Origin of the sequence: Mesorhizobium sp. M7A.F.Ca.CA.001.08.2.1 (genome assembly GCF_003998455.1) — a bacterium.
Classification (GTDB): domain Bacteria; phylum Pseudomonadota; class Alphaproteobacteria; order Rhizobiales; family Rhizobiaceae; genus Mesorhizobium; species Mesorhizobium ciceri.
Genome location: NZ_RZPW01000806.1, coordinates 1 through 2691 on the forward strand (window position 1 = coordinate 1; position 2691 = coordinate 2691).

At 61.8% G+C, this 2691-nt stretch carries 6 protein-coding genes; 1 reads left to right on the forward strand and 5 read right to left on the reverse strand.

Annotated features, from left to right (window positions below; all coding sequences use genetic code 11):
* Nucleotides 1-854 (forward strand): bifunctional folylpolyglutamate synthase/dihydrofolate synthase (locus EN914_RS31245; protein WP_407067822.1); only part of this gene is annotated, 854 nt, incomplete at its 5' end.
* A gap of 64 nt (nucleotides 855-918) precedes the next feature.
* Here EN914_RS31245 and EN914_RS31250 read toward each other — a convergent pair.
* From EN914_RS31250 to EN914_RS31270, 5 genes are all read right to left on the reverse strand, one after another.
* Nucleotides 919-1332, reverse strand: coding sequence for a type II toxin-antitoxin system VapC family toxin (locus EN914_RS31250; RefSeq protein ID WP_013528323.1), 414 nt, complete (start codon nucleotides 1330-1332; stop codon nucleotides 919-921).
* Entirely contained in the window at nucleotides 1329-1577 is a 249-nt protein-coding gene (locus tag EN914_RS31255) for a type II toxin-antitoxin system VapB family antitoxin (RefSeq protein WP_013528324.1), read from the reverse strand. The genes EN914_RS31250 and EN914_RS31255 overlap by 4 nt, the downstream gene beginning before the upstream one ends.
* 72 nt (nucleotides 1578-1649) lie before the next feature.
* Nucleotides 1650-1934 carry a cupin gene (locus EN914_RS31260; RefSeq protein WP_024501985.1) on the reverse strand — a complete coding sequence of 95 codons (285 nt, stop codon included), beginning with the start codon at nucleotides 1932-1934 and terminating at the stop codon, nucleotides 1650-1652.
* A 128-nt stretch (nucleotides 1935-2062) separates the two neighbouring features.
* Nucleotides 2063-2386 carry a thioredoxin gene (gene trxA, locus EN914_RS31265; protein ID WP_013528326.1) on the reverse strand — a complete coding sequence of 108 codons (324 nt, stop codon included), beginning with the start codon at nucleotides 2384-2386 and terminating at the stop codon, nucleotides 2063-2065.
* A 76-nt stretch (nucleotides 2387-2462) separates the two neighbouring features.
* Nucleotides 2463-2691, reverse strand: a 229-nt coding sequence (locus tag EN914_RS31270; RefSeq protein ID WP_164779043.1) for a hypothetical protein, incomplete at its 5' end; no start/stop codon positions are given.

Below are 2691 nucleotides of genomic sequence, written 5' to 3' on the forward strand. Positions count from 1 at the left end.
AGGAGCCGGCCGTGTCGGTGATCATGCCGGTGTCGCTCGACCACGAGGCCTATCTCGGCGACCGTGTCGAACTGATCGCGGCCGAAAAGGCCGGCATCATCAAGCCCGGCTGTCCGGTGGTCATCGGCGCGCAGGAGAGCGAAACGGCTCTGCAGGTGCTGATCGAAACCGCCGAGCGGCTTGAATGCCCCACCTTCGTCTACGGCCAGGACTTCCTTGCCTTCGAGGAAAACGGCCGCATGGTCTACCAGGACGAAGACGGCTTGATGGACTTGCCGCCGCCCAGGCTGCCCGGCCGCCACCAGTTCGCCAATGCGGCGGCGGCGATCGCCGCGGTCAAAGCGGCCGGTTTCGAGATCAGCCATCGCGCCGCCGAAAAGGCGATGGTCAATGTCGCCTGGCCCGGCCGCATGCAGAAGCTCGTGCAGGGCCGGCTGGCCGAACTGGCACCCAAGGGCGCCGATATCTGGCTCGACGGCGGCCACAATCCGGGCGCCGGCGTGGTGGTTGCCGAAGCGCTGGCCGAGCAGGAAGAGAAGAACCCGCGTCCGCTGTTCCTCATCTCGGGCATGATCAACACCAAGGACCAGAGCGGCTATTTCCGTGCCTTCAAGGGCCTCGCCCGGCATGTCTACACGGTGCCGGTGAGCCTCAGCGAGGCCGGCGTGCCGAACGACGAACTGGCGATCCGCGCAACGGAAGCCGGGCTGACCGCCGAGCCGGTGAGTTCCGTCGCCAGCGCGCTGATGCTGCTGCGCGACACCTGGGACGGCCCGTCGCCACGCATCCTGATCAGCGGTTCGTTGTATCTGACCGGAGCGGTGCTGGCCGAGAACGGCACCCCGCCGACCTGAAGCAGGCGACTATTCATGCCTTGGGTGGCTGCGGCGGCTGAGGCCGAACCTTGGCTTTCGACCTTCAGAAATCCCACGGTGAGATCAGATCAAGGCTGGTGGTGCCAAAGTCGCTGAGATTGCGCGTTGCCAGCCGGCCACCGTTCACGCGCGCTATCGCCGCAATCATGCCATCGGGGGCTGACATACCGCGACCTTGGCGTGTCGCGGCCCCCATGATCTCGCCGTAAGCCAAGGCAGCATCTTCAGTCAGTCCAAAAATCCGGCCGGCAAATCGATGGCGCCACCGGGAAAGTCCCTGCTCCAGCCGATCGGCACGCTCATCAGGCCGTATTTTTTGGATGCCGAAGGCGATTTCAGCAATCGTCACTGTGGGAAGGGCCAGTTCAGCGTCATTGCGGACAAGCCATGCCAGGACAGCTTGGTCCGGCGCCTTCTTCAGACTCTCCGAAATCACGTTGGTATCGACGAAAATCAAAGCTCAAGTCCCGAATGAACCTGGCGGCCTTCGCGAATGATCTTTTCCAGATCGATGTCGGCGCCATGGTTTGCAGTCAAGCTGGCATAGAAGGTGGAAGCAGGTTCACGGCCAGCTTCACGAATTTCGTAGGATTCGAGCGCACGTTCGACCACATCGGCTATCGAACGATTTTCACGACGAGCAAGTCTATGAGCCAGGTCGCGTGCTTTTGCGCTTCGGACTGAGAGTTGTGGTTCGGCCATTTCGAACTCCCTTTTAGAACGGATATAGGCCGATCCACTGCTGCCATCAAGGTGGCAGTTGATGGCGTGCCATCACGCGGTGGATTTCCAGCGCATAAAGGCGTATTCGCCTTCATTGGCGTTGATGACGTCGTGCTCTACGCCCTCCTTGCGGAAATAGGGCGCGCCCTTCTTCATCTCGGCGAAGGATTCGCCGTCCTTGGTCAACAGCTTCACCTTGCCGTCCATCAGCGGCACGACGACATAGTCGTGGCCATGGCGATGCCAGCCGGTGTTCTCGCCCGGCGCGAAGCGGTATTCGGTGACGATGACGCGCTCGTTGTCGATGAAGACGGTGGCCTTGGCGGATCCGGTCATGGAGTTCTCCTGTCTGGCTCAAGCAGATGACATGGAGTGCCCGGATGCGAGAGCCAGAGCCACGCACCGATGACGCCAACAAAAAGCCCGGCGCGAGGCCGGGCTTGATATCAGGAATTTCAGATGGGTCAGGCGAGGTTGCCATTGATCCAGTGCGACAGCGCGGTCTTCGGCGCGGCACCGACCTTCATGTCGGCCATTTCGCCGCCCTTGAAGATCATCAGCGTCGGGATCGAGCGCACGCCGAACTGGGCGGCAAGCTCCGGATTCTCGTCGATGTTGAGCTTGGCGATCTTGACCTTGGCGCCAAGTTCGGTGGCGATATCTTCGAGCGCCGGCGCAATCATCTTGCAGGGACCGCACCATTCCGCCCAGAAATCGACGACGACCGGTACGTTGGCGTCAAGCACGTCAGCCTGGAAGTTGCTCTTGTCGACCTTCACGGTTGCCATATGGAAAAATCCTTTTGAAAGTTTTTGTCCCACCAAATGTGGTGGTGATCGCGCCCTTCTTCAAGCAGGTGTTGTGTCACGCTCCCGTGAGTCGAGCAAGGGCGTCGTCCAAGGCGCTGGCAGGCAGTTCGATCAGCCGCGGCGCCTCGGTGAACAGCAAGGCCGCCTTGACCGTGCGGCCGGGATAGAGCGGCTGCAACAGCGCGCGGTAGAGCGCCAACTGCAGGACATAGGCCGGCGGCACCTCGGCCAGACTGGCGGGCGCCGGCCGGGGGGTCTTGTAGTCGACAAAACATACCCTGTCC